The 6,944-nt window shown below is 60.0% G+C and carries 5 protein-coding genes and 1 pseudogene; 2 read left to right on the forward strand and 4 right to left on the reverse strand.

Annotation, left to right across the window (positions count from 1 at the left end):
- Positions 1–101 precede the first annotated feature (101 nt).
- Entirely contained in the window at positions 102–1,460 is a 1,359-nt protein-coding gene (locus tag GBC55_RS26410; protein WP_162440454.1) for a glutamine synthetase family protein, read from the reverse strand.
- A 161-nt stretch (positions 1,461–1,621) separates the two neighbouring features.
- Here GBC55_RS26410 and GBC55_RS26415 point away from each other — a divergent pair, with 161 nt between their 5' ends.
- Positions 1,622–2,542: a helix-turn-helix domain-containing protein gene (locus GBC55_RS26415; protein ID WP_162440455.1), complete on the forward strand. Its 921-nt coding sequence runs from the start codon at positions 1,622–1,624 to the stop codon at positions 2,540–2,542.
- 157 nt (positions 2,543–2,699) lie between these two features.
- Here GBC55_RS26415 and GBC55_RS26420 read toward each other — a convergent pair whose 3' ends face one another.
- On the reverse strand, positions 2,700–5,084 hold the full coding sequence (locus GBC55_RS26420) for a DUF3772 domain-containing protein (protein ID WP_162440456.1): 2,385 nt from the start codon (positions 5,082–5,084) through the stop codon (positions 2,700–2,702).
- 150 nt (positions 5,085–5,234) lie between these two features.
- Here GBC55_RS26420 and GBC55_RS26425 point away from each other — a divergent pair, with 150 nt between their 5' ends.
- Positions 5,235–5,690 (forward strand): YMGG-like glycine zipper-containing protein, encoded by a 456-nt coding sequence (locus GBC55_RS26425; protein WP_162440457.1) that lies wholly within the window; start codon positions 5,235–5,237, stop codon positions 5,688–5,690.
- Here the strand turns inward: GBC55_RS26425 and GBC55_RS26430 are convergent.
- Both GBC55_RS26430 and GBC55_RS26435 read right to left on the reverse strand, forming a co-directional pair.
- Complete coding sequence (locus tag GBC55_RS26430) at positions 5,675–6,700, reverse strand: DUF2955 domain-containing protein (RefSeq protein ID WP_162440458.1); 1,026 nt, start codon at positions 6,698–6,700, stop codon at positions 5,675–5,677. The two genes, GBC55_RS26425 and GBC55_RS26430, sit on opposite strands and share 16 nt — an antisense overlap.
- A pseudogene (locus tag GBC55_RS26435) lies at positions 6,690–6,944 on the reverse strand (HlyD family secretion protein); the annotation flags it as partial. The gene GBC55_RS26430 and the pseudogene GBC55_RS26435, both read right to left, overlap by 11 nt.

Consider the following 6,944-nt stretch of genomic DNA (forward strand, 5'->3'; position numbering starts at 1 on the left):
TGGGTAGCCGCTATCGCCAGCAGGCTAGCTCCTACATTTGGAATGCATTCCCCTGTGGGAGCTAGCCTGCTGGCGATAGCGGTGGTACTGGCAACGAAGGACTAGACGCTGAACAACAGAAACTCCCGCTCCCACGAGCTGATCACGCGTTTGAAGTTCTCGTGTTCTGCACGCTTGACCGCGACATAGCCGCGAACGAATTTGCTGCCCAGCACCTTCTCGATGGTTTCGCATTCTTCCATCTGCGTCAGAGCGTCCTCGATGGTGATCGGCAGGCGCAGGTTGCGCCGCTCATAGGCCCGACCTTCGACCGCTGCGCTCGGCTCGACGCGCTCGACCATGCCGAGGTAGCCGCACAACAGGCTGGCGGCAATGGCCAGGTAAGGGTTGGCGTCAGCGCCTGGCAGACGGTTTTCCACGCGCATCGATTCAGGGCTCGAGGTCGGCACACGCAAGCCGACGGTGCGGTTTTCCTCGCCCCATTCGACGTTCACCGGCGCCGAGGTGTCCGGCAGAAAGCGGCGGAAGGAGTTCACGTTGGGGGCGAACATCGGCAGTACTTTTGGAATGTACTTTTGCAGGCCGCCGATATGGTGCAGGAACAGCTCGCTCATCGTCCCGTCAGCGTTGACGAAAATCGGCTGACCGGTGGCGATGTCCACCACACTCTGGTGGATGTGCATGGCGCTGCCCGGCTCGTCACCAATCGGCTTGGCCATGAACGTGGCTGCCACGTTGTGCTTGAGCGCAGCTTCGCGCATCGTGCGTTTGAACACGGTGATCTGATCGGCCAGGTCCAGCGCGTTGCCGTGCCGGAAGTTGATCTCCATCTGCGCCGGGCCGTCCTCGTGGATCAGCGTGTCGAGGTCCAGCCCTTGCAATTCGCACCAGTCGTAGACGTCTTCGAACAGCGGATCGAATTCGTTGGCAGCGTCGATGGAAAACGACTGGCGGCCACTTTCCGCGCGGCCCGAACGGCCCAGGGGCGCTTTGAGCGGCAGGTCCGGGTCTTCGCAACGTTGCGTGAGGTAGAACTCCATTTCCGGCGCAACAATCGGCCGCCAGCCTTTGTCGGTATACAGCTGCAGGACTTTTTTCAACACGTTACGCGGCGACAGTTCGATCGGGTTGCCGAACTTGTCGAAGGTGTCGTGGATCACGATGGCGGTCGGTTCGATGGCCCATGGCACCACGTAGACCGCGTCTGCATCGGGCTTGCAGACCATGTCGATGTCAGCCGGGTCAAGCAGGTCGTAGTAGATGTCGTCGTCGACGAAGTCCCCGGTTACCGTTTGCAACAGCACACTTTCCGGCAGGCGCATGCCTCGCTCATGCAGGAACTTGTTGGTGGGTGCAATTTTGCCGCGTGCAATGCCGGTCAGGTCGCTGACGACGCATTCGACTTCGGTAATCTTGTGATCTTTCAGCCACGTGAACAGCTGATCGAAGGGGACATTCATAAAGACCTCGTTATTGGTTTTATTAACGCCGGGGAGGGTGGTTTCATCCACCACACACTTCCCCTGAGACGCGTTGACGACTATCTTGGGCGAGCCTTGCAGATCCATCTATCCACTTTCAGCAGCACCAAAACGCACCAAAAGAGTGCGCAAGGTCACCCATGACAACGTCCAGTCCGTTACACGTCCAAGCGTTCAACACCGAAGATGTCGCCGAGCAAATCCGCGCCACGCCGGGTTGGGTGCAGCAGTACCAGCAGATGTCACCGGGGCATTTCGCCGGGCGGGTGCGCTATCTGGACCTGCAGGGCGTGGAAATCTACGAAGAGCAGATGAACACCCGGGTCGAGCAGAATTTCAGCGCGCCCGAAGGCTCGTTGGCGTTCTGTTTCGATCGCAGTGACAACGCGCTGTATGTGCTCAATGGCGAGAGCCGCAACATCTGGATCACCCCGGAGAACTACCAGGAAATCGCCGTGGTGTTTGGTCCGGAGTTCGTTCAACGTCATGGGCTGGATGTCGCCAGGCTGGAAGGGTTGTTCCTGGCGCCGCTGAATTCGGGGCAGAACGCATTGTTCAGTCGCTGGCTCAGCAGCACCTTGACCCAGCTCGCGCAGACACTCGACCCCCCGAGCAAGGAAGCCTTGACCCAGCAGTTGCTGGAAGACTGCCTGTACCTGCTCGACAACGCCTGCGTGTGCCTTGATCGTGGGGCGTTGCAACGTCGCACCGAGGAGCGTTCGGTGATGAAGCGCATCGGTGAATGGGCGGCGGATTCGCCTGAAGAAACGCTGAACCTGCTGGAGCTTTCGCAGATTGCCGGGGTGTCACTGCGTCAGGTGCAGCACGCGTTCAAGGCCTATACCGGCATGACCCCGACTCATTGGCTGCGCCTGCGCCGCCTCAACAGCGCACACCGCGAACTGCTCAGCCGCACGCCGATGGAAACCACCGTGGCCGAAGTCGCCATGAACTGGTCCTTCTGGCATCTGGGGCGGTTTTCCAGCAGTTATCGCGCGTTGTTCAAAGAGCTTCCTAGCGAAACCTTGAAGCGTAGCGCGCAAAAACGAATTCTGGCCTGAACACGCATTTGTAGCAGCTGGCGAAGCCTGCGTTCGGCTGTGTTGTGGCGAGGGGATTTATCCCCGTCGGGGCGCGCAGCGGCCCCAAAATCTTTACGACTGCTGCGCAGCCGAACGCAGGCTTCGCCAGCTGCTACATTTCGAGGGTGGCTAGTGATCACACCGCCGCCGGCTTGGCCAGTTCAATGCCTGCCGCTCCCAAGCGTTTCAAAACCTCGAACAGCAAATCACTTTTGGTCGTGCCGACAATGCGCGGGCTGCTGACGTAGCCGGTGACGGTCAGGGTGATACCTTCCGGGCTCAGTTTGCTGAAGCGCACGGTCGGCGCCGGTTTGTCGAGGATGCTTTCGTTTTCGCAATAGGTGTCGTACAGCAGGTTCCTGACTTGTTCGGGGTCGATGTCCAGCGGGAAGGTCAGCTCCAGCGACGCCACCCCTTGAGCGCTGCCACCCAGGGTGACGTTGCGCAGGTTTTGCGAGATCAATTGCGAGTTGGGGACGATGACGATGGAGCGATCGCTGAGTTGTATTTCGGTGGCCCGTACGTTGATACGCCGGATATCGCCTTCCACGCCACTGATGCTGATCAGGTCGCCGACTTTCACCGGGCGTTCAGTCAGCAGGATCAGGCCGGACACGAAGTTTTTGACGATTTCCTGCAAGCCAAAGCCGATACCCACGGACAAGGCGCTGACGATCCACGCCAGGTTCGTCCACTGGATGCCCAGTGACGACAACGTCAGCAAGATCACTAGGGCGTAGCCGATGTTGGCGAACAGCGTGCTGAGCGACGCACACATGCCGGGATCCATGTCGGTTTTCGGCAGGAATTCGTTATCCAGCCAGCGGCGCAGGGATCGAATCAGGTAGACACCTACTAACAGCGCCAACACGGCATTGAGCAGGTGGCCGGGGATGATGTTGAGTTTGCGCAGGCCATCGCCACCGAGGATGGCGACGGCCTGGTCAAACAACTGCCCAAGGGTGGTGCCAACGCCGCCGACAATCATGCAGATCAGGGCGAGCAACAGCAGCGCGGCGCGCCCGACGCCAGACAAGACGATTGAAACCTGTTCCAGGCGTGTATCGCCGATCCCGAGCAATTGCTTAATGGCTTTGCCGCTGGGGCTCCTGGCTGAAAACAAGTACTCGCAACTGTCCTTGAACAATTGAATGAGCAGGTAAAACCCGGACAGGATGATGAATCCCCACACCAGTTCATACGTGATGAACCTCGCCAGTGAAACGTAGCCGATCAGCAGCGCAATCAACGAGATGAATATGGCGATGCTGACAACGGTATAGATCAGGCCGGCCAGCGTGGTGCTTGCTTCTGAAGGTTCACCGGTCGCGGCCAATGCTCGGCGGGCTTTGCTGGCCTGATGGAACAACGCTACAAAGACCAGCGTAACGGCCAGTGAAATCACACCACGTCCCTGTAATACCGCCGCGTTGCTCATGCCGGTGACATAGATGACTTGCGAAAGACCGACCAGCAGTAAAAGCACACAGGCCAGGAGGCGGGGATAGCGTTTGAGCGCCAGTGCCACGGAATCGGCCATCACGGGCAGGCGCCACGACGGGTGCTCTGTCGACAGCAATGCCCGACTCAAACCGGTCACCAGAACGCAGGTGTAAATCAGTTTTTCGAACTCGTCAGCGAAGTTCTGCACGATGGGGGTTAGCGGCAGTTGCCGGTTCAGCGCGTAGAACAGCAGTTGCATCGCGCAGGCGGTGGTCAGCACCGTGGCCACCACCGAGGCGAAGGCGAGCGAACTTCGACGCAGACGCCCCTCAGGCATTCGGTGAATGCAGATCCACGTCAGTGCGCGATCGGCCACTCTACGGCCCCAGATCCAGACGACCAGCGCCAGCAGGATGATCGCAGCGGCCAACAGGCGTTCGCCCGGTTGCCAGGCAAGCGCCAGGGAGATTCGGACATCGCGGATAAAGTCCTGCAGTCGCTGGCGATCTTCAGGCGTCAGATTAAACAGAGGCGACCAGAAACGAGGTGACAAGATGCTGGCGTTGCGCTGGGTGACTTCGCTTTCCAGAAGGCTGCGTCGAATACCGGCGATCTGAGCAATGAGCCCGGCGGCGCTGTCCCTGAGCGCTGCCAGTGTTTTGAGTGTGGTATCGATCTTTCTCTTCTGTTCGGACAGAACGGCCCGTTGGGTGGCGATATCCGAAAGGTCTCCACCGATCTCGACGGATGATATCGGGCCCAGTACGTCCAGTTGGGCCTGCAACTGTTTCTGTTCGGGCAGCAACGCGGACTCGAGGGTATCCACGTCACTGATATACCGCTGAACCGTATCCTGCAGACCGACCATCTGGCTCAGGTTATTGGCCAGCGATATCTGTTGTTTGATGCGATCCAGCCTTAGCTGCAGGCCTGACAGATCGCTTTCGGAAACCGCATGCGACGACGTCCCGGCAGACCCGGCAATCGACACTGGCGCCTCAGCGGCTCCCAGCGCTGCACCGCTGGACGCCAGCAGCGTGAGTGCGGTCAAGATCATCCACTTCAGTGCATGACGCATAGGCGAGTTCGGCTCTGTTGTTGAGTCTCAGCCTATGAGGTTAGGCCATCACGCAGAAAAGCGAGCGGTGTCATTCATCGCTCTGCACGCGGTCGCCCGGGGGGGTGACCTAAACTGGTTTTGGCTCATTCAGTCAACGAGGTGTGCAACATGAACAGTTTGTCGTCCCTTGGCTTATGCCTGGCGGTATCGGTGTGCGTTGCCCCGGCATGGGCCCAATCGGTAGTGCCTCTTAAAGGACAGACCTCACAGCAACTCCAGCTGGACACCACCGACTGCCAGAACGTGGCCGCCAGCCAGAGTGCCGCCGCTGCGCCATCGTCTTCCGGCGGAAGATTGAAAGGTGCTGCCGTGGGCGCTGCGGCGGGTGCGGCAGGGGCCCAGGTTCGCGGGAACCGCCATGACGAGGTGTATGACCGTGTCGACGATGACACCAAGCAGGATTATCGCCAGAACCAGGCCAAAGGCACCGCCGCCGCCGGTGTGGTCGTGGGCGGCTCACGGCAGCGTCAGGATCGCCGGGAACAGGAAAAAACCAGCGCCGCCAACAGTTCGGCCGCCTACGTGGGTTGCTTGCAAGGCCGGGGCTATCAAGTTAATCCTTGAGCGGGTCCCTGCCGCTGCTCCAGTAGGTGAACCATCAGCACCGCGTACAGCGTCACGACGATGAACAAGCTCATGCGGACAGCGAACGCCGTATAGACGTCTTTGCCCGCAGCACTGTCCTGCACTGACTGGCCGAGCAGGATGATCAGCGTGATCAGCGTGTTGACCCAGAAGCCCGGACTGAAACGCGTCCGGCTCAGGGCGTATAACTTGCGCGCCAATACCAGGCCGAAGAGCAGCATCCACAGAAAGAACATCCACACATGCACGAACAGACTCAGGGCACACCAGAACAAGACCGCCAGTAGTCCACCGAGCAAGGTAGAGCCGACGAGTTCGCGGCCGGCATGCCGGGCATTCGTGGTGGAGCTTTGCTGTCCCAAGCCAACCGCCTTGAGGATGATCGGCAGGTAGCTGGCCGGATCGATCAGTGCCAGCAGGAATGTCGGCAAGACGATCAGGGTTGCCCGTAGCGCCACCCTTGCAGACTCTTCAGGGGAGGGAACGGGGCCAACCGGTGGCGAAGGAAGATTCGCCGGCTCGGGAAACAACGCGTGACTCACCGCGACCACCGCGATGGCGAGAAGCAGCCCTTTGACCAGCGCACCGATGACCGTCGCCGCCAGATCGAACTCGGCGACGCCCGCCGCGGAAATCATCGTCAAACCGATCACCAGAAACGTCACAATCAGGACGTTGCCACCCTGCAAGCCAAACCGGAACGCCAGGAACAGGCAGGTACCCACTATCAATACACCGGGGAACGGGTAGTAACGCAGAACCGGGATCAACACCAGTCCGACGCCAGTCGTGAGCATCGCTACCAGTGCCAACACCAATCCCGCCTTCAACGTCAGCGCCCGGTTGAGCGCCGTTAACAACAGCACCGCCAATACCGGCGAAATAAACGGAATCGGCAGTCCCGCCGCGAAGCTGATTGCCAGGCACAACGCCGTGCCGGTAGCCAGGCGCAACGCGCGCTGATCCCGAACGGTGCGCTCAATAGGCATACGACATCCAGCTCATCGACCACAGAAACAGGCGGCCCAGCGGGTTCAGCGGATTACCCTGGGAGGGGAAGGCCATGATCTCTGCTTGGCCACCGGCACGGATGGCGCGGCTGTCGCGCAGCACTTTTCGAGCGTCCTCGGAAAATTCGACAATCACCGGAAAACGCTGCGCCGGTCGCAACCAGTCGCGGCTGTTCTGCACGGTGGGCAAGGTGCCGGGCGCCGCCGTTTGGCCGACGCTGAC

Origin of the sequence: Pseudomonas sp. TNT3, from assembly GCF_010095445.2 — a bacterium.
GTDB lineage: Bacteria > Pseudomonadota > Gammaproteobacteria > Pseudomonadales > Pseudomonadaceae > Aquipseudomonas.